Here is a 19,006-nt window from a genome sequence, read left to right as displayed (position 1 = left end):
CACCAAGTGAACGACTTATGCATAAAACCTGGGTCTTAGTCGAAAAAGCTTATATTTAAGCAGCTTTTTTCTCCTTCGGAATGGGCATTAAATTTGCTTCCCAAAGCATCCACTCGGCAAGTACGCCATAACCCCGGGTGGGATCGTTAACAAACACGTGCGTCACGGCTCCGACAAACTTTCCGTCCTGTATAATGGGGCTGCCGCTCATTCCCTGGATGATGCCCCCGGTTTGTCGTAAAAGCTCGGGATCGTTAACTTTAATCACCATACCCTTTCCCTCCCACTTGTTCTGGGGCATCACCTGTAATATTTCCACGGAAAAACGTCCAATACGGTTACCCTTTAGAACCGTGAGCATCTCGGCCGGCCCCTTTTTCACCTGATATACCAGGGCTACAGGTACTGGTTGGGGATATAAGGAATTTTTCAGGGGCTGCCGCAAGTAACCAAAAATTCCGCAGGATGTATTTTTCTCTATATTACCGGTGAACCCGCTACCGTTGAAAAGCCCTATTTTTTCCCCCGGTTGGCCCCGGCGGCCCGGACGGATTCCCTGCACCATTGCCTCCATAATTTGACCGTCACCAAGCTCAATCTTGCGGTTCGTTTCAATATCGGTAATCACGTGACCGAGGGCACCATATTTTTTGCTTCGCGGTTCATAAAAAGTCAGGGTACCGACTCCTGCGGCACTATCCCGCACGTAAAGCCCAATACGGTAACGCCTTGTTTCGGCACAAAAGATTGGTTTAACCCGGGTGGTGAAGACACGTTGCCCCCGTTTTATTTCCAGGGTGACCGGGCGGCCCGTTTCACCGCACCGGCTTATTTCGTTGCGCACCTGCTGTTCACTCTGTACCCGGCACCCGTTTACTTTTATGATAACATCACCGTTTAAAATTCCTGCCTGCAGGGCGGGATTGTGCCGTTGTCCCTTAAGATCCGTAACCACCGCGTGGCCAACCACCATTACTCCCTGGGCATGGAGCAGGACGCCGATGGAATGCCCTCCCGGGATGACCCGCACGGCAGGCACCACATTAACCACCATACGGTTTAGAGGAATAAGACCCAGAAGCTTTATTTGCATATCTACCCGGCCGGGGACGCTGGCTACGGGAACGACACCCTGCCCGGAGGTCCACCTGGCTTTTGGCTGCCCGGACAAAATTTCCACTTTAAAAAGTTTTACGGGTAATCCCCGGGGTATAAGGGGGTCGCCTATGGCCACGTTTGGTCCCACAGACATAAATAAGGTTTTTAAGGTTATGTTTGCACACAAAAGACTCAGTACCAGGGTGAACACTGCCGTGATGGAAAAAAATCTCTTCCTGCTCAGAATTTATCGCCTCCCCGTTGATTTTTTGTCCCACCTCCATCTACATACTGGTACCCAGATAAGGCATCAAAAATTAAAATAAATGTGTGCATTTTTAAGATAGCCCGAGGTAATATCAATTATTCTGACTAAATGTGCCGTTATTGGCTTATTTGCGTTTAAAAAAATAAAAAGCCCATTATTGGGCTTTAAAAATTAAAAAGATATAGCGATTTTTTTACATTAATCCAAAATCCAAGATTTTTTGGATTTTCGCATTTATGTCTTAACAGGTCTTCTTCCGGGCAATCTCAATCCTTTCCCTGGCCTGTTCCAGCAGGTGACGGGCATGATCCCTGGCCAGGCCGTCTGCCTCCCGCCCGCCGAGCATGCGGGCCAGCTCCGCCAGGCGGCCTTCCTCATCAAGCCTTCTCACCCGGGTGGTGGTTTGACCGGCCCGGACTTCTTTGGAAATGCTGAAGTGGGTGCGGGCAAAGCTGGCTATCTGGGCCGCGTGGGTAACGCATACCACCTGACGGTGGCCGGCAATATCGGCCAGCTTTTCGGCCACGGCCACCAGGGTCCTCCCACCGATGCCCGCATCTACTTCGTCAAAAACCAGGGTGGGCAACTCATCCACTGTAGCCAGGATGGCGCGCATGGCCAGCATCACCCGGGACAACTCACCCCCGGAAGCAATTCTGGCCAGGGGACGCAGGGGTTCCCCCGGATTGGGAGAGATCAGAAACTCCACGCGTTCCCGCCCGGTGGCGGAAGGCTGGCTCAGATCTTCAAAGAGAACCTGGAACTCTACATTCCCCATTTCCAGATCCGCCAGTTCCCGGGCCACCGCCTCTTCCAGTTTCCGGGCATGCTCCCGGCGGGCCCGGGACAGGTCCAGTGCCTTTTGCTGCCAGCGTTCTTCCCAGAGTTTGATCTCATCCTCCAGCGCCGCCGTATTTTCCTCGCTGGAAGCCAGTAACTCCAGCTCGGCTGCCGCCTCTTCACGGTAACGCAGGATTTCCTCCACACTATCACCATACTTGCGCTTGAGATCGCGAATACGGGAAAGTCTCTCCTCCACTTCCTGTAGCCGGCTGGGGTTAAATTCCACCCCGTCCCGGTAACGGGCCAGTTCCCGCGCCACATCCTCCACCTGGTATAAGACGCCGTCCAGGGATGATGCCAGGGATGAAAGGTCAGGATCCAGGCGGGACAGCTCCTCCAGGTCCCGGCAGGCCCGGCCCAGGAGATCCATTACCGCCGGGATGCCTTCCTCTCCCCCGTGCAGGGCCTGATAACACCGGCCGGCCAGGGCCGCAATCTTCTCGGCATTGGCCAGCCGGTTGCGTTCCTGGGTGAGTGCTTCCTCTTCCTCCGGCAAGAGGCGGGCACGATCAATCTCCTGGACCTGATATGTAAGCATGTCCAGGCGGTGCAGCCTGTCCCTCGCACCGTGGCGGAGTTCCTCCAGTTGAGATGTAAGATCACGCCACCTGTGGTAGATTTCGGCTACCTCTTGCCGCAAGGACCACAACCCTCCGAAACGATCCAGAAGATCCCTGTGGTGATCGGGGTTAAAGAGCGACTGGCTTTCGTGCTGGCCGTGGATATCCACCAGATGCTGGCCCGCTTCCCGGTAGACGCTTAGAGCAACCACCTGCCCGTTTAACCGGCAAATGTTGCGCCCGCTCCGGGCCAGTTCCCGGGCCATGACCAGTATCCCGTCGTCTTCCAGCGGGATTCCCCACGCCTTTAGCTTTTCCTTCAGCACAGCTAACGGGTGAACCTCAAAAACTGCCGCAACCCTGGCCCTTTCCTTACCCGTCCGGATAAATTCCGCCCACGCCCTGCCGCCCAGGGCCACCTGCAGGGCCTCCACAACTATGGATTTTCCCGCACCCGTTTCCCCGGTGAGCACATTTAATCCGGGAGTAAATTCAATGGTCTGCCGGTCAATGAGGCCAAAATCCTGAATATCCAGGGAAACTAGCAATTTCTCACCCCCTGGCCAGCTGATTTAAGCGTTGCAAAACTGTAGTTACCAGTTTTTTCGGTTTAACTACAATCAAAATGGTATCGTCCCCGGCCACGGTACCGATAATTTCCGGCCAGGCCGCCTGGTCAATGGCCGAAGCTACACCCTGAGCTTCGCCCGGCAGTGTTTTAACCACCACCAGGTTTTCACTAAAATCGATGAACTGTACCGAGCTGCGCAGAAGTCTCTTCAACCGTTCATACCGTCTTAAAGGAGGCGTTTCACCGGGAGCAGCATAGCGAAAGGTATTGTTCTCTCCGGGCACCTTGACCAATCCCAGCTCCCGGATATCCCGGGACACGGTGGCCTGGGTAACGGGAAACCCGGCGGCCCGCAGGGCCTCCGCCAGTTCTTCCTGGGTTTCGATAACCTGCTGGCGGATAATCTCAAGGATTTGCCTTTGCCGCCGGGCCTTCACGTTTCTGCACCCGCCTTTTCCAAAAGGACTACTACCGGCGCCTTTGAAGAACGATTCCAGAAGGATAGCCTTACCACCGTATATTGCCGGGAAGAAAGATCCCGGGTGAACTCCTCCACAACCTTTAGTTCCTCTGTGGCGCCCGGATGCCCCGTATAAACCACCAGGGAAATACGCCCTCCGGAAGCTAAAAGGGACAGGGCCGCTTTGAGCGCTTCCAGGGTGGATTCGGGCCGGGTGATGATCCGGTGGTCCCCGCCGGGCAGATAGCCCAGGTTAAACATAACTGCCTTCACGGCACCGGGAACATGGGCGGCCATTTCCCGGTGGTCCGCGGCCAGCAGGATCACCCGGTCCAGCAAACCGGCCCCGGCCAGCTGTTCCCTGGTTTTTTCCAGGGCCTGGAGCTGAATGTCAAAGGCAAAAACCTTCCCCTGCGGCCCCACACCCCGGGCCAGGAACAACGTGTCCTGACCGTTACCTGCGGTGGCGTCCACCGCCAGGCAGCCGGGCACCAGCACCGGAGCAATAAAGCTTTGCGCCCACTGGACAGCACTGGCACTTCTAGCAACCATTCAGACGCTCACCCTCACTTAGCTTCTGGCGCAAGAGATAGAAAAAGCTGCGGTTTTTCAACCGGATCAACCGGGCACGATGGGCCGATTGTTGTACGAGCACCGTGTCATTGAACTTCAATTTGCAGCCCTGCTGGCCATCAACCGTTAACATTACTTCCCCCTGTTTCGAGCGAACAATCACCCGCACGCGGCTGGCAGCGTTAATGACCAGTGGCCGTGCCCAGAGGGAATGGGGACAGATGGGGGTGACCACCATCAGGTCCAGCTCCGGGGTAACCAGAGGACCGCCAGCAGAAAGGGAATAGGCCGTGGAACCGGTAGGAGTGGCTACAATCAGGCCATCGGCTGGATAGGTGCTGACGAAATCATCGTTAACATAGGTTTCCAGAAAAATCAGCCGGGCAAAGGCTCCTTTGGTAATGACCGCGTCGTTTAAACCAATAACCCGCTCTACTGTAAGTCCCTCCCGGATAACCCTGGCCTCAAGCATCATCCGCTCCTCAATGGTGTACCGGCCGGCTAAAAGTTTCTCCAAACCGGGTAAAAGTTCCGGAACATCAATTTCGGTTAGAAAACCGAGATGGCCAAGATTGATTCCCAGAAGCGGTATACCCCGGGGAGCGGATTCCCGGGCACAGCGCAGCAGGGTACCGTCGCCACCCAGCACCAGCAGAATTTCGGTTTCCTCAACGAGCTGTTCCCGGGGGATACCCAGTTCGGGCCGGCCCAGGGCGGTGGCCGCATCACCGGTCATCACCACCCGGCAACCCCGTGCAGTCAGCCAGTCAACAATTTGTTCCACCAGGGGAGCTACCCTTTGTTTACCCAGGTTAACCACCAGGCCGATGGTTTTCATCGGGTCACTCCTTTTAGGTAAAACCGCCGGCAGCGGGCTAATCCCCGTTACCGGCGTCAAGTTCGGCGTGGGCCCGGGCCACCACCGCCGGGATGGTGGAAGAGAGGTCTACCTGGTCGGGGGCCTTCCGGTGAAAACAAACCAAAAACTCGATATTGCCCTCCGGACCCTTAATGGGCGAAAAATCGAGACCCCGTACGCCCCACCCCAGACCTTTAATGACCCGGCAAACGGCAGTAATGACTTCCCGGTGCACCGCCGGGTCCCGTACCACTCCCTTTTTGCCCACCCTTTCCCGTCCGGCCTCAAATTGGGGTTTAATGAGCGCTACACCCAGGGCATCGCTGGTGGTCAGTTCCTGCAGTTTGGGCAGTACCTTCTCCAGGGAAATAAAAGAAACATCTACCACCGCTATATCAGCCAGGTAAGGCAGGTCTTGCGGCTGCAGGTAACGGATGTTGGTGCGCTCCAGGAGTACCACCCGGGGGTCGCAGCGGAGCTTCCAGGCCATCTGACCGTATCCCACATCCACAGCAATAACAAGGCGGGCACCATGCTGCAGGGCACAGTCGGTAAATCCGCCGTGGGATGCCCCCACGTCCAGAACTACCCGGCCGGTAAAATCCAGCTGAAAGCTATGAATGGCTTTTTCCAGTTTTAAACCGCCGCGGCTGACGTAAGGCATCTGCCCGGTAACCTCAATCTGGCTCCGGGGGTCCACCAGCCGGCCGGGCTTATCCACCGGTTGCCCGTCCACCCGTACCTGGCCGGCCATCACCGCAGCCCTGGCTTTTTCCCTGCTGGCAAAAAGTCCCCGTTCCACCAGCAACAAATCCAGGCGCTGCCTGGCGGCGGTCATGGCCATTGCACTCCAATTTTTACCTTTGTTCTTGCCCTGCGCGCCCCCAGGGCCTGTAATACGGTATTGACCAACCCTTCCACGGTCAGGCCGCAACGGGCCAGCAAAACGGCCCGGCTGCCGTGCTCGATAAACTCATCGGGAATTCCCAGGCGAATGACCTGGACGTTGCGCAACCCTCTGTCCCCAAGCAGTTCCAGGACGGCGCTGCCGAATCCTCCCTGCAGGACGTGCTCCTCGATGGTAACCACCCGCCGGGTGCGCAGGGCATAGCGGGTAATACATTCCTCATCCAGTGGCTTGACGAACCGGGCGTTGATCACCGTGGCATGGATGCCCTGCTGTTCCAAAAGGGAAGCCGCCTCCTCGACCAGGGAAACCATGGTGCCCACGGCTAACAGGGTGATGTCGTCTCCTTCCCGGAGCACCCGGGCCTTCCCCACCGGCAGGGAGATAATTTTTTCATCCAGCGGGCACCCCGTACCGGCACTCCGGGGATAGCGCAAAACCGCCGGTCCCGGGTAATCCAGCGCCGTTTTTAACATCTGGCGCAGCTCATTTTCGTCCCCGGGAGCCATAAGCACCAGGTTGGGAATGGATCTCAGATAAGCAAAATCAAACACGCCGTGATGGGTAGCTCCGTCTTCTCCGACCAGACCTGCCCGGTCAAGGGCAAAGGTTACGGGCAGGTTTTGCAGGCAGACATCGTGGAGCACCTGGTCGTAGGCCCTTTGCAAAAAGGTAGAATAAATAGCCACTACGGGCCTTAATCCGCCAGCCGCCAGGCCCGCGCCCAGGGTAACGGCGTGTTGTTCGGCAATACCAACATCATAGAACCGTTCGGGAAAGGCAGCGGCAAAATGATCCAAACCGGTACCGGAAGGCATGGCTGCGGTAATGGCTACAATGCGCTTGTCCCGGCGTCCCAGTTCCACCAGGGTGCGCCCAAATACCTCGGTATAAGAGGGAGGCTGCCCCGGCTTTTTAATTACCTGGCCCGTTTTAACTTCAAACGGACCAACCCCGTGAAATTTATCGGCATTCTCCTCCGCCGGCGGGTAACCCCGCCCCTTGCGGGTGAGCACGTGTACCAGTACGGGTCCTCTGGTGGTTTTGGCCTGCTGGAAGACATTGATCATGGCCTGGATATTGTGCCCGTCAATCGGCCCCAGGTAGATGAAGCCGAGTTCCTCGAAAAACATGCCGGGTACTACCAGATATTTCAGGGAGTCCTTTACCCGCTCCACCGCTTTAACCACGCGGGGACCAATGGCTGGAATGCGCTTTAAAAGCTGTTCCAGCTCTTCCTTGCCTTTGGAATACATGGGATCGGTGCGGAGGCGGCTCAAGTATTTAGCAAGCCCTCCTACATTGGGGGCAATGGACATCTCGTTGTCATTTAAGACAACGATTAAATTGGTCTTATGGTGGCCGGCATGGTTTAAGGCCTCAAAGGCCATACCCCCAGTCAACGCCCCGTCCCCAATCACCGCTACCACGGAGTAATTGTCGCCCTTCAGGTCCCGGGCCAGGGCCAAACCTAAAGCTGCGGAAATGGAGGTGCTGCTATGCCCGGTGCCAAAGGCATCATGTTCGCTCTCCTGGGGTCTGGGAAAACCGCTGATGCCCCCAAACTGGCGCAGTGTATGAAAAACCGGACGGCGGCCGGTAACCAGCTTGTGCACATAGGACTGGTGGCCTACATCCCAGACAATTTTATCCCGGGGGGTTTGAAAAACCCGGTGTAATGCCAGGGTAAGTTCCACCACCCCCAGATTGGGGGCCAGGTGGCCGCCGTTTTTGGCCACTGTTTCGATAATCTCCTGCCGGATTTCGGAAGCAAGCTGCTGTAAACCGGCCATATCCAGAGAGCGTAGATCCGCCGGAGAGTTAATTGTCGAAAGCAAGTCTCCCATTTTTTCCCCTTCCCGACGCACCTGGTGTTATTTGCCTGCCCGACGGTATTTTTTCCTGGTCACACTTATCCCCGTCAACTGTTCAAAGGCAGCCAGTAATTTTCCCACCAGAAAAATTACCTCGTTGGCCCGGGAAATGGCTATGCGCTTCCCGGCCGCCTTGCCGCCTACGGTAAAAGCGGCAATGAGAGCGGTTACCATCATATTCAACAAAGCCTGGTTGATACCCTTCCAGTAAAGTAAGATTTGCAAAACCAGGGCAATTCCCAGAGCGCCACTTACTGTTCCGGCAATATCCCCGATAACATCATTACAGATGTTGGCCACCCGGTCGGCGTTCCTGATCAGATATACCCCTTCCCTTGCCCCGCGCACCCGCTTGGCCGCTTTGGCATGGAAAGGGGACTCTTCAGCAGCTGCCACTGCCGTACCCACGATATCGGCCACGATACCGATCAGTATAATTATAACTAAAAAAAGAAAAGATAAAAAAAGACTTTTTACCTTGCCGGCCAACAATTCTGAAAACCAAAAAAATATTATGGCCAGTAAAAAAGAGGCCGTACCCACCACAAGTACGTACCGGCCTGAAACTGTAGATTTATTGTTTCCCAAATACAGTCACCTCATACGGGAAGGAAAAAGGGAGTATGTTTTACGGAGGTAAGTGACAGCAGCGCGGGTAAATATTGTGGCTTAAGGTCCAGCAGGTTTTCCCAAGCAGTCACCGGCTGTCGCCATGCCGGCGGTTTCCCCTTCGGACTGCCTCCGGGACGTTGCCGGTTCCGGGGCTGGATTACCACTTAGTCCACACTGCAATCCCCGCGCTGCCCCGGTGTTACCGGACAGCCTAGGAGTTTTCCCCGACAGGATGGCCTTTTTCTAGCCTCTTTTGCAGTAACGGTTTCAGTCCACCGGTTACCTTCCCCTGGGCCCATTGGGGATAAAGGTACCGGCTACCAACGACATCCACCGCTACCACTCAAGGCAGGCTACACTGCACGCAGCTTTCACCACGTGCAGGTTCACACCCCAAGCCATAGTACGGCTTTTACGCTTTCCCACGCACTTGGGTCTCCGCGGAGTCAGGGTCCACGCCCGCATGCCTTTGCGGCTCGCCCTCACTCCTTAACTCCCAGTACCAGCCCCCGACTGGGCGTCAGCAGCCAGCACCAGGAACTTCATCGATGTGCCCGCGACGGATTTTTAGGCCCGTCTTCAAAAAAGGCATACCTGACTAGGATACTGCGTCACTTATCCCACTTTCTAGTTCCGGAAGTGTATTATAACATAAGCTCAGAAATAAAAGCAAATGATGCTGTTAACCTTTAAGATGACCCCCGGTTGGCAGCAGCTCGCCGCTGACATACAAACCCTTCAGGGTCAATGCCACGCGCTAAATCTCCTTCAAGCTCTAAAAATCCCGCGCAATTACAAACCGGACCAGTTCCCGCAAAAAATCGGCACGCTCATCAAAAGGCTCCAGGGCGGCCAGGGCTGCCGCGACCGCTTCCCTGGCCTTTGCCCTGGCCACATCCAATCCGAAAAGAGCCGGATAGGTAGCCTTTTTATTTCTTTCGTCGCTGCCCACGGGTTTGCCCAGCCTGGCCGGGTCACCTTCTACATCCAGGATATCGTCTTGTATTTGAAAAGCCAGACCCAGGTTCTCGGCATAAATAGTCAAGGCCTCCAGCTGCTTTTCCTTTGCGCCGGCTAAAATGGCCCCTGCCCGCACGGCCACCCGGTACAGCGCCCCGGTTTTGTGGCGGTGGATATACTCCAGGGTAGCGTCATCTACTGTGGTGTCCGCAGCCAGGGTATCCACCACCTGCCCGCCAATGAGCCCCAGCGTGCCAGCAGCTGCCGCTACCTCCTCAATGACCTGCACCACCCGTTCCGCCGGTGCCAGCTGGTTTTGGGCATTTTTAGCCAGAAGAGCAAAGGCATGGGTTAGCAGGGCGTCCCCCGCCAGGATGGCGACCGCTTCACCATAAACCCGGTGACAGGTCGGCTTTCCCCGCCGGAAATCATCGTTATCCATGGCAGGCAGATCGTCATGGATCAAAGAATAGGTATGGATCAATTCCAGGGCACAGGCTGCCGGCAATACCCGTGCGGGGTCGCCGCCTACCGTTTCGGCCGCTGCCAGGACCAGGACGGGCCGCAGCCTTTTCCCCCCGGCAAAAAGGCTGTACCGCATGGCCTGGTGAATTACAGGCGGATAAGTATCTTCTGACGGTAAAAGCTCATCCAGTGCCCGGTCCACCAGGGCTGCCCTAACTTTAAGTTCGGTCAAAAAGTCCAATTTGCTTACTCCTTCCTCTCCGGATTGAGCAGATCAGCAAGACAGGGGTCGGAATCTTTTAATACCGGTTCTCCCTTTTCATTGGCGGTGAGTATGGAAATACGCTCCTCGGCCTTTTCCAGCTCCTGATGACAGAAACGCGTAAGGGTAATCCCCTCCCCGAAAAGGGCCAGGGATTTTTCCAGAGGCAACTGTCCTTCTTCCAGTTCCCGTACCACTGCTTCCAGTCTGGCCAGCGCTTCTTCAAAGGTTAGTTTTTTCATGGCTATACCTCGCTTTTGAACCCGGTTGGATGCGGTGCTGTCCTCGCTCACTCCAATGCTTCGCGCCGACAGCACCGCGGCTTGCTTCAGGCCGGCTCTGGTTTTATCGCATGGGTGCCGGCCTTCCCTCGTCGCGGAAGACGATCCGGACCGGACGAAATCGGCTTATCTACCCTGAAAATAGCAATTGCCTGCCGTTTGCACGCGCTCGCTCCGTTCGCCTCGCAGGCCAAACTAGCGCTCGACCTCGGACTCCGGCGGGGTTCCCGGCCCATTCGGCATCCGTGCCTCAGGGGCCGGCCTCGGGCATCCATGCCCTCGGCCCCGCCTCCGCCCTCGGTCTCGCTAAGTTTGGCATCTGCTCGGCTCAATGTCGCTCGCTTCCGTGCAAAACGGCAGTGACGCTGAAAGCGTCATAGGTGTCTACTTAAAAATCTCTTCCGCAACGCCGGGCCGTTTAAATAGTCGCAGAGTCGGCCCTGGCAGGTGTTCAGTTCCTCCAGCCTGGCTTCAATCCTTTGCTTTACCTGCCACCAGCTCACTCCCCAGTTGGAGAAAAGCACCCGGTCATAGGGGCCGCGGCCGACCAGGCGCTGGATGACGATATCCGGATGCAGGTATTCCAGAAATGTCACCACCCGGTCCACGTATTCCTCCATAGGGATGATGGAAAACTCCCCGCGCTGGTACATTTCCCCCAGTACGGTATCCCGGACAACGTAAAGGGAGTGGAGCTTTACATATTGCACCTGCAGGGCGGAGAGAATCTTGGCGTTTTCGATTACGTCAATCATATCGTCCCAGGGCAGGTTCAGGATCAGGTGCACGCAGATTTCCAGCTCCCGCTCTTTGATGCGCTGCACCGCATCGATAAACTCGGCCAGGGTATGCCCGCGGTTGACCCGCAACAGGGAATGGTAATTGACCGTTTGCAGCCCCAGTTCGATGTCCATGACCAGATTTTTTTCCCGGCCCACTTCTGCCAGGAAATCCAGGTAACGGTCGTTGATGCAGTCCGGGCGGGTAGAAATAGAAATGCCCACCATATCTTCACCGCCGGCAGCGGCCAGGACATATTCCCGGAAGCGCTCAAAGGGCAGGTAAGTGTTGGTAAAAGCCTGGAAGTAGGCGATGAATTTATCCGCTTTGTAGCGTTTGCGAAAAAACTCCCGGTTGGCTGCCAGCTGTTCCTCCACCGAGAGACTGCTGGGCAGGCACTCAAAACCCGCCCCCTCCTCGTCGCAGAAAATGCAACCGCCGGTACTGATAGTGCCGTCCCGGTTGGGACAGGTTCCGGGGAGGTTGATGGGCAGCTTGTATACTTTGCCCCCGAATTTTTCTTTCAGGAATTCCGAATAAACCCGGTAGCGGGTCTGGTTTGCGGACATGAGTGACCCTCCTGGCCCCTATCTTACCACAAATGGCCGGTAGCGCAAATACCCGTGCGTTCGCGAATGATTTGACAAAGGAAGCGGGCATTGCTTATCTTATGTAAGCAGGGAGGTGAAAATATGTCCCGGATAGAGGAACTGGTGCGAGCAATAGAGGAACTCTCCCTGGAGGAACAAAAGCAATTATTTGATCAGCTGGCGGATCTGCTGGACCTGCTGGGCTGGATCAAGTTAAATGAGGTGACATTTTATTAACTAAAATAACTAAACCATGCATGTATAAAACGGCGGGCGGGTCCGCCTGTTGCCGGCAGACCCGCCCGCGTAATAGTGCAAATCGAAAGGTTCTTTATTTCATTCTTTCCTGAACCACGGCCACAGCTGCATCCTTTAACCGTTTGGCCTCGGAAACGATCCTTTCCTTTTCTGCCAGAATGCCCTTGACATAGTCCTCGTCTTTGATCATGGGGATGTTGATGTCAGCACTCAAAAGGACGGCGTTGATGGCCGCTTCACAGACGTAGGCGGCCACACCCGCATCGCTGATGGCCATTTTATTGCCAATCTTAGCCAGCCTTTCGGTAATCTCCAGGGCCTCCAGGAGGGTGCGGGCCACTTCCATGGGAGTGTCAGTGGCCGTTTTCAGGGCCTTTTGCATCAGCTCGTCCCGCCTGGCCTTCTCTTCCTCGGTGTTTTTGGGCATCCGGTAGACTTCCATGAATTTACCGAAGGCAGCGATATCGGCCGCCACCAGCTTTTCCAATTTATTCATAATAAAGTAAGCGGCACCGGTAATTTCCTTGACCTGGGGCTCCACGTCGGCAAACTTGGGCTTACCAACCGTGAGGTTACCGACCATGGCCGTCATGGCCACCCCCAGAGCACCCACCATGGCGGAAACGCTGCCCCCACCGGGAGTTGGGGCATCGGAAGCAGCTACCGCCAGTATCTTGCGAAAGGGAAAATCAAAAATCTCGCTCATCAAAGGCACCTCCTTAAATTTTCCCCTGCAGCTTGATGGCCTTCAGCACGTTCTTTTGAATTAGCACGGTGGTCAGGCTGCCCACACCGCCGGGCACAGGGGTAATGGCCCCGGCAACCTCCCTGGCGTTTTCAAAGTCCACGTCACCGCAGATGCCGCCCTCCACCTGGTTGATACCGGCATCCACCACTACAGCGCCGGGTTTGATCATATCGGCCTTGATCATTTTCGGCTTGCCGACGGCGGCAATGAGGATATCTGCCTGGCGGGTATGGTAGGCCAGATCGGCGGTCCTGGTATGGCACACGGTAACCGTGGCATTCTGGTTTAGCATCATAAAGATGAGTGGTTTGCCGACCGTTTCGCCCCGGCCCACAATCACGGCATTTTTACCCTTGATTTCAATGCCGGTACGGAGCATGATTTCAATGCAGCTCTGGGGTGTGGCCGGGAACAGGCCGTCCCCGCCGCTTAAAATGTAACCCCGGTTGATGGGGTGGACGCCATCCACGTCCTTTTTCGGCGACACGGCTTCCAGCACCCGCTGTTTGTTCATGTGTTTGGGCAAGGGCAACTCAATCATAATCCCGTGTACGCTGTCGTCCTTGTTCAAGCGGTCGATGAGCGCCAGCACTTCTTCCTCGGGCGCGTTGCCGGGCAAGGTGAAAAGCTCAAACTCAATGCCCACATTGGCACAGGATTTCTCCTTGGACCGGGCATAGACCACAGAGGCCGGATCGTCACCGGCCAGGACCACGGCCAGCTTGGGTATAATGCCCCGTTCCCTCAACTGGGCCACTTCGGCCTTAACCTCTTCCCGGATCTCCGCCGCCACCTTTTTCCCATCAATAAGTGTCGCTGCCATGTTTAGCCTCCCCCTTTACATTTACTCTAGTAAATGTTTAGTCACCCGCCTAAGGCAGGCGTTATCCGCTCACTCATATGCTTCCGGACAACGCCGTGCCCTTGTAGTTAACAATGCGGTTTTACTGAACATTTAATTACTCTATAATTGATCCCTCTACCTGGCAGAAAAGACGGCCGCGATATAGCTCTACCTGTACCTTCTCCCCCGGTGCAACCTCCCCGGCCCGCCGCACCACCTCACCTGTATCTGGACGGGTACAAATGCTGTACCCCCGGGCAAGGGTGGCCAGGGGACTCAGGGCCTGCAGTTGACCGGACAGCAACGCCAGGCGGCTTTGCTGGCGCAGGCGATATTGCTCCATGGCCCGTTTTAAGCGGCGGAACAGATCGTCCACCATTTGTCCCCGGAAACCACAGAGGACATCCACCGGGTAACGGAATACCCTGCTCTGACGGCAGGCATCCAGCCTTGCTCGATAGGTTTGCAATTTTTCCCGTATGGTCCGTAACAGGCGCCCTTCCAAAAGCCCCAGATATCGGGCCATTTCTTCGCGAACCGGGACCACCATTTCTGCCGCCGCCGAAGGAGTGGGAGCCCGTACATCCGCAACCCAGTCGGCAATGGTAAAATCGGTTTCATGGCCGACGGCCGAAATTACCGGAATATCGGAAGCAAAAATGCTCCGGGCCACCACTTCGGTGTTAAAGGCCCACAATTCCTCCAGGGACCCACCACCACGGCCGACAATGATCACATCGCAGGCCCCCAGGCGGTTCAGCCAATGCAGTGCCCGGGCCACCTCCCGGGGGGCGCTTTCCCCCTGTACCGACACGGGCACAAAAATGATCTGCAGGCCCGGCCAGCGCCGGCGGATAATTTTAACCATATCCCGCAGCACCGCCCCGGTTGGCGAGGTAACAATACCGATGCGGCGCGGCAAAAGGGGCAACTTTTTTTTATACTGATGAGCAAAAAGGCCTTCTTTTTCCAGCTTTTGCTTTAATTGTTCAAAGGCCAGATAAAGGGCCCCTGTACCTTCGGGCTCCATCTCTTCCACATATAGCTGGTATGTACCGTCCCGGGGGTAAACCGATACATAGCCCCGTACACGCACGGCCATCCCGTCTTCCGGTTGAAAAAGGAGACGGCGCCCCCGGGAACGAAACATTATCGCCTTAATGGAACAGAACTCATCCTTGAGGGTAAAATAAAGATGACCGCTGGCCGCCTGTTTACAGTTGGAGATCTCCCCTTTTACCCAGAGGTTCAGCAAAAGCGGGTCTTTATCAAGGAGGTTTTTGATGTGGCCGGTAAGTTCGCTTACGGTAAGTACCTTGAGCATCTAACTACAAGCTCCGTATTATTCTCACTTTTTGTCTCATTAATTATTATTAGACAATTACCATTATTATCAAAAACCCTTCGGGCGGCGGTCGTCCCCCGCGGCAATGGCGTAGCCGGAGGAAAAGACCGCCGTCCGTTCATCTTTGCTAAAATCTAAGCCTTCTTCTTCATCAAATAATCGTGGATGGACCGGGCTGCGATTCGTCCGGCCCCCATGGCCAGGATAACTGTAGCGGCACCGGTAACCACGTCGCCGCCGGCAAAAACACCGGGCTTGGAAGTGGCCCCGGTTTGCGGGTCGGCCACTATATTGCCTTTTCTGCCCAGCTCCAGGCCCCTGGTGGTCCTGGGTACCAGCGGGTTGGGGGCCTGGCCGATGGCCACTACCACCGTGTCCACTTCCATGACAAACTCGGAGCCAGGGATGGGCACCGGCCGCCGCCGACCGGATTCATCGGGCTCGCCCAGCTCATAGCGCAGACACTCCATACCCTTCACCCAGCCGTTTTCGTCCGCCAGAATACGTACGGGGTTGGTTAAAAAGGCAAACTTAATTCCTTCTTCTTTGGCATGTTCCACTTCCTCGTGGCGGGCGGGCAGTTCCTTTTCGGAACGCCGGTAAACAATCCAGGACTCTTCCGCCCCCAGGCGCAGAGCAGTGCGGGCCGCGTCCATGGCCACATTGCCGCCGCCAATTACGGCCACTTTCCTGCCCACCTTGATGGGAGTATCCCACTCGGGGAAGAGGTAAGCCTTCATCAAGTTGGTCCGGGTGAGGAATTCGTTGGCGGAATAAACGCCGCAGGAATTCTCCCCGGGAATGTTCATGAAATACGGCAGACCGGCACCGGTGCCGATAAATATGGCGTCAAAGCCCTCTTCCTCCATCAACTCATCCACAGTGGCAAACTTACCAACCACCGCATTGGTAATGATTTCTACACCCAGCTTTTTCAGATTTTCTACCTCGGCCTGTACCACCCGCTTGGGCAGACGGAACTCGGGAATGCCATACATGAGCACACCGCCGGCTACATGCAGGGCTTCGAAAACGGTCACCCTGTGACCCAGTTTGGCTAAGTCGGCAGCACAGGTAAGACCCGCCGGGCCGGAACCCACCACCGCCACTTTGAAACCGGTGGGCGGGGCCACCTCCTGGGGCAGCACACCCCGGGCCAGCTCCCAGTCGGCACAGAAGCGTTCCAGCCGCCCGATGGCCACAGGCTCGTGCTTTTTGCCCAACGTGCAGTATTTCTCACACTGGTTTTCCTGCGGGCAAACCCGGCCACACACGGCAGGGAGGGCATTCTTTTCCTTGATCTTTTTGATGGCGCCGGCAAAGTCCCGCCCGGCCACCAGCTTAATAAACGCCGGAATATCTACCTCCACCGGGCAACCCTGCCGGCAGGGTTCCTTTTTACACTGCAGGCAACGTTTCGCTTCCGCCACCGCAGTTTCTTCGTCATAACCCAGGGCCACTTCGTTGAAATTCCTGGTCCGCTCTATGGGATCCTGGGCAGGCATCGGGTGTTTTTGAGGGATTATTTCCTTCTTCTCGGCCATTATTTGCCACCTCCACATCCGCACTGGCATGTATGACGCTCTAGTGCCCGTTGTTCTTCTGCCCGGAAGGTGGCTGAACGACGGGCCAGTTCAGCAAAGTCCACCTGGTGACCGTCGAATTCAGGACCATCCACACAAACAAACCTGGTCTGGCCGCCCACGGTCACCCGGCAACAACCACACATCCCCGTACCGTCCACCATCAGCGCGTTCAGGCTGACAATGGTTTTGATGCCGTAATCTTTAGTGACATTACAACAGGCCCGCATCATGGGCTGGGGACCGATGGCCAGCACCAGGTTGATGTTGTCCTTGCCCCGCTCCTCAATAATTTCCTTCAGGACATCGGTAACAAAACCCTTGCGCACATAGGAACCATCATCGGTGGTCACAAAAAGCTCGGTGGAAACTTCCCGCATCCGGTCTTCCCAAAATAGCAGTTCCCTGGTGCGGGCACCGATGATGCTGATTACGTGATTGCCGGCCTCTTTCAACGCCCGGGCAATGGGGAACACCGGAGCTATCCCTACACCGCCACCGACGCATATGACCGTGCCGAAGTTTTCAATATGGGAAGGGGTCCCCAGAGGTCCGACAAAGTCTTTGATATAATCTCCCGCTTCCAGTGTTCCCAGCTGTTTGGTGGTTTTGCCGACCTCCTGAAAGACGATGGTAATGGTACCCTTCTCCCGGTCAAAGTCCGCAATGGTCAGTGGAATACGTTCACCTTCTTCGTGAATGCGCAAAATAACAAACTGACCCGGCTGACATTTCCTGGCTACCCTGGGTGCTTCAATAACCATTTGTTTGATAATGGGTGAGAATACCTGCTTATCTAAAATTTTGAACATAAATTCCCTTCCCCCTCCCTTAAATGCATTTTAAATAAGTATGGAACCTCTTTAAAATAATTATCTTATTATTCTAGCTATGATAGCAAATTCCTGCCACGTCCCATAACTTATGAACAGCACTTTCAAAAAAGAAAAAGGAGATTTAGCCCATCTCTCCTTCCGGTGGTGGATAATAGCAGCCCGGATCCTTAACCACCCGGCCGAGAATGCCGTTAATAAAACGGCTGGAGTCCTGTCCCCCAAAGGTTTTGGCCAGCTCCACTGCCTCATTTACCGCCACGCTGTTGGGGATGTCCTCCCGGTGGAAAATTTCAAACAGCGCCAGACGCATGATATTCCGGTCCACTGCGGCTATACGGTATAGCGGCCAGTCCCGGCTTAAACGGGCAATGACCTGATCAAAGGCTTTCACATGGGTCAGGGTGCCGGTGACCAGTTCACGGGCAAAAAGCAAGTCCCTGGAGCTTAGGGAAGCCATTTCCGCATCTTCTTCGTTTTCTTGATCACTTTCATCAAAGTTCCCGGGGTTTTGAGAAGCCATTTTCCACAAGTGATTGAGGGCTTCTTCGGGATCAACCTGTCCTACATCTACCTGGTAGAGAACCTGCAGTGCCGCTTCCCTGGCCTGCCTCCTGCCCATACACAGCCCCTCCTGCTTTTAACAAAATGCTTCATCTCTCCTGGAACAGCCGGGAAAACAGCTCCCGGAAATCCACCCGCTCATCCAGGCGTTTCCCCACATAGTAGCCGGCAAAAACACATGCGCCCACAAAAAGGGCCTTAAGAATCCCGTAGATAATGGCAAACCATCCGAAGGCCAGACCTAAAATGACACCGGTAATCTTACCCCGGTGCCGCTTCCATAATTCCGCAAGGGTATATGCATCCATCGGTTGAATACACCCCATTTACTCCACCCGGGGTTTACGGGCGGAAATACTTTTGACCGTAATGGCGACATCCTGCACCGTCACCCCGGTAACCTCCAGCACCCGGTTTTTCACCTGTTCCTGCACCATGGCGGCAATGGCGGGAATGTTTATGTCTGGAGTTACCGCCACCCGTATACCAATGCGGATGCCCTCTTTGCCCGGGTAGACCCGGGCACCGGCTTCCCGCACCCCATTTTGTGCCAGAGCCACCTTTTCCACCAGGTCCTGGATGGCGGTAAGGGCAATACGCACCTGTCCCAGGGCTGCCTCGTGAACCACCGCCTGCCGGCGGCGCGGGCGTACCCCCACCCAAAACAGGCGGGCGCCGCCTAAAATAAACAGGCCCAGGAGGGCAATGACGGCCTGCGGTTGCCCAATGACCATGTTCAGCCCGCCCCACACCCGGTAGGGTGGAATAAAACCGGCCACGGCAGCGGCAGCCCAGACCAAAGCAACTGTAACAATAAAAGTATAAACCACCAGGAGGCCGCGGTCAAAGGGCCCCATAAAAATGTAAC

The 19,006-nt window shown here is 55.6% G+C and carries 20 protein-coding genes; 1 reads left to right on the top strand and 19 read right to left on the bottom strand.

Annotated features, from left to right (window positions below; genetic code table 11):
• Positions 1–55 precede the first annotated feature (55 nt).
• The 11 genes from spoIVB to mnmL all read right to left on the bottom strand — a co-directional run bounded on the left by spoIVB (position 56) and on the right by mnmL (position 11,942).
• Positions 56–1,234 (bottom strand): SpoIVB peptidase, encoded by a 1,179-nt coding sequence (spoIVB, locus tag D7024_RS07370; RefSeq protein WP_243113726.1) that lies wholly within the window; start codon positions 1,232–1,234, stop codon positions 56–58.
• A gap of 373 nt (positions 1,235–1,607) precedes the next feature.
• The gene (recN, locus tag D7024_RS07365; protein WP_121451200.1) at positions 1,608–3,317 is read right to left on the bottom strand and encodes a DNA repair protein RecN; all 1,710 of its coding nucleotides are present in this window, start codon (positions 3,315–3,317) and stop codon (positions 1,608–1,610) included.
• 4 nt (positions 3,318–3,321) lie between these two features.
• Positions 3,322–3,777, bottom strand: coding sequence for an arginine repressor (gene argR / locus D7024_RS07360; RefSeq protein WP_121451199.1), 456 nt, complete (start codon positions 3,775–3,777; stop codon positions 3,322–3,324).
• Positions 3,774–4,352 (bottom strand): tRNA 5-(aminomethyl)-2-thiouridylate-methyltransferase MnmM, encoded by a 579-nt coding sequence (mnmM, locus tag D7024_RS07355; protein WP_121451198.1) that lies wholly within the window; start codon positions 4,350–4,352, stop codon positions 3,774–3,776. The genes argR and mnmM overlap by 4 nt, the downstream gene beginning before the upstream one ends.
• Complete coding sequence (locus D7024_RS07350; RefSeq protein ID WP_121451197.1) at positions 4,342–5,211, bottom strand: NAD(+)/NADH kinase; 870 nt, start codon at positions 5,209–5,211, stop codon at positions 4,342–4,344. The genes mnmM and D7024_RS07350 overlap by 11 nt, the downstream gene beginning before the upstream one ends.
• 37 nt (positions 5,212–5,248) lie before the next feature.
• Positions 5,249–6,070, bottom strand: a complete 822-nt coding sequence (locus D7024_RS07345) for a TlyA family RNA methyltransferase (RefSeq protein WP_121451196.1) — start codon at positions 6,068–6,070, stop codon at positions 5,249–5,251.
• Positions 6,067–7,986, bottom strand: coding sequence for a 1-deoxy-D-xylulose-5-phosphate synthase (dxs, locus tag D7024_RS07340; RefSeq protein ID WP_121451195.1), 1,920 nt, complete (start codon positions 7,984–7,986; stop codon positions 6,067–6,069). Before dxs ends, D7024_RS07345 begins: the two co-directional genes overlap by 4 nt.
• A 27-nt stretch (positions 7,987–8,013) precedes the next feature.
• Entirely contained in the window at positions 8,014–8,601 is a 588-nt protein-coding gene (locus D7024_RS07335; RefSeq protein WP_121451194.1) for a hypothetical protein, read from the bottom strand.
• A 799-nt stretch (positions 8,602–9,400) separates the two neighbouring features.
• On the bottom strand, positions 9,401–10,291 hold the full coding sequence (locus tag D7024_RS07330; protein WP_121451193.1) for a polyprenyl synthetase family protein: 891 nt from the start codon (positions 10,289–10,291) through the stop codon (positions 9,401–9,403).
• Positions 10,292–10,296: 5 nt separating this feature from the next.
• Positions 10,297–10,554 carry an exodeoxyribonuclease VII small subunit gene (gene xseB, locus D7024_RS07325; protein ID WP_435374059.1) on the bottom strand — a complete coding sequence of 86 codons (258 nt, stop codon included), beginning with the start codon at positions 10,552–10,554 and terminating at the stop codon, positions 10,297–10,299.
• 413 nt (positions 10,555–10,967) lie between these two features.
• Positions 10,968–11,942, bottom strand: coding sequence for a tRNA modification radical SAM protein MnmL/YtqA (gene mnmL / locus D7024_RS07320; RefSeq protein WP_121451192.1), 975 nt, complete (start codon positions 11,940–11,942; stop codon positions 10,968–10,970).
• A 123-nt stretch (positions 11,943–12,065) separates the two neighbouring features.
• On the opposite strand from mnmL, the gene D7024_RS15360 reads away from it, so the two are divergent.
• On the top strand, positions 12,066–12,200 hold the full coding sequence (locus tag D7024_RS15360; RefSeq protein ID WP_013823008.1) for a hypothetical protein: 135 nt from the start codon (positions 12,066–12,068) through the stop codon (positions 12,198–12,200).
• Positions 12,201–12,294: 94 nt separating this feature from the next.
• Here D7024_RS15360 and D7024_RS07315 read toward each other — a convergent pair whose 3' ends face one another.
• The 8 genes from D7024_RS07315 to amaP all read right to left on the bottom strand — a co-directional run bounded on the left by D7024_RS07315 (position 12,295) and on the right by amaP (position 18,995).
• Positions 12,295–12,927, bottom strand: a complete 633-nt coding sequence (locus tag D7024_RS07315; protein ID WP_121451191.1) for a cyclodeaminase/cyclohydrolase family protein — start codon at positions 12,925–12,927, stop codon at positions 12,295–12,297.
• Between the two features lie 13 nt (positions 12,928–12,940).
• Entirely contained in the window at positions 12,941–13,792 is an 852-nt protein-coding gene (locus D7024_RS07310) for a bifunctional 5,10-methylenetetrahydrofolate dehydrogenase/5,10-methenyltetrahydrofolate cyclohydrolase (protein WP_121451190.1), read from the bottom strand.
• Positions 13,793–13,928: 136 nt separating this feature from the next.
• Positions 13,929–15,137, bottom strand: coding sequence for an exodeoxyribonuclease VII large subunit (xseA, locus tag D7024_RS07305; RefSeq protein WP_121451189.1), 1,209 nt, complete (start codon positions 15,135–15,137; stop codon positions 13,929–13,931).
• Positions 15,138–15,292: 155 nt separating this feature from the next.
• Entirely contained in the window at positions 15,293–16,702 is a 1,410-nt protein-coding gene (gltA, locus tag D7024_RS07300) for an NADPH-dependent glutamate synthase (RefSeq protein ID WP_121451188.1), read from the bottom strand.
• The gene (locus tag D7024_RS07295) at positions 16,702–17,553 is read right to left on the bottom strand and encodes a sulfide/dihydroorotate dehydrogenase-like FAD/NAD-binding protein (RefSeq protein ID WP_121451187.1); all 852 of its coding nucleotides are present in this window, start codon (positions 17,551–17,553) and stop codon (positions 16,702–16,704) included. The genes gltA and D7024_RS07295 overlap by 1 nt, the downstream gene beginning before the upstream one ends.
• A 145-nt stretch (positions 17,554–17,698) precedes the next feature.
• Positions 17,699–18,196, bottom strand: a complete 498-nt coding sequence (nusB, locus tag D7024_RS07290) for a transcription antitermination factor NusB (RefSeq protein WP_121451186.1) — start codon at positions 18,194–18,196, stop codon at positions 17,699–17,701.
• Positions 18,197–18,227: 31 nt separating this feature from the next.
• Positions 18,228–18,446, bottom strand: coding sequence for a DUF2273 domain-containing protein (locus tag D7024_RS07285; protein ID WP_121452504.1), 219 nt, complete (start codon positions 18,444–18,446; stop codon positions 18,228–18,230).
• An 18-nt stretch (positions 18,447–18,464) separates the two neighbouring features.
• On the bottom strand, positions 18,465–18,995 hold the full coding sequence (gene amaP / locus D7024_RS07280) for an alkaline shock response membrane anchor protein AmaP (RefSeq protein WP_121451185.1): 531 nt from the start codon (positions 18,993–18,995) through the stop codon (positions 18,465–18,467).
• Positions 18,996–19,006: the final 11 nt, after the last annotated feature.

It is taken from the genome of Desulfofundulus salinus (assembly GCF_003627965.1).
Classification (GTDB): Bacteria; Bacillota; Desulfotomaculia; order Desulfotomaculales; family Desulfovirgulaceae; genus Desulfofundulus; species Desulfofundulus salinus.
This window is presented reverse-complemented; position numbering and strand designations above follow the sequence as displayed.